Source organism: Sphingobium sp. 22B, assembly GCF_001580035.1.
GTDB lineage: Bacteria > Pseudomonadota > Alphaproteobacteria > Sphingomonadales > Sphingomonadaceae > Sphingobium > Sphingobium fuliginis.
Genome location: NZ_LTAB01000101.1, coordinates 1 through 336, shown reverse-complemented (window position 1 = coordinate 336; position 336 = coordinate 1). Strand labels below are relative to the sequence as shown.

The window sequence follows — 336 nt, the reverse complement described above, 5'->3', positions numbered from 1 at the left end:
GTATACGGACCGAGGTCGCGATTTCAAGTCCACTCATATCGAGCAGGTGTGCATCGATTTGAAGATCAAAGTTGTTAGGACCAGGCGGAAAAAGCCGCGAGGAAGGGGCAAAATCGAAAGGTTCTTCAGAACTGTTGATCAAAGATTCACGCATAAGCGGAAAAACGAAAAGACTAAGCCACTTAGCCTTTCGAGCATTGAATCCGAGTTTCACGAGTGGCTCATGACTGAGTATCACCAGAAGAAACATAAGGGAATAAAGACTTCACCCATGGAGAAGTGGAACGAAGGTAAGTGCCTGTCTCGGCTTCCTGAGAGCCTTGATGCTCTAGACCC

The 336-nt window shown here is 47.3% G+C and carries 1 protein-coding gene; it reads right to left on the bottom strand.

Annotated features, from left to right (window positions below):
• A partial coding sequence (locus tag A0J57_RS27105) for a hypothetical protein (protein WP_235600963.1) occupies positions 1 to 214 on the bottom strand: 214 nt, incomplete at its 3' end.
• Between the last annotated feature and the right edge of the window lie 122 nt (positions 215 to 336).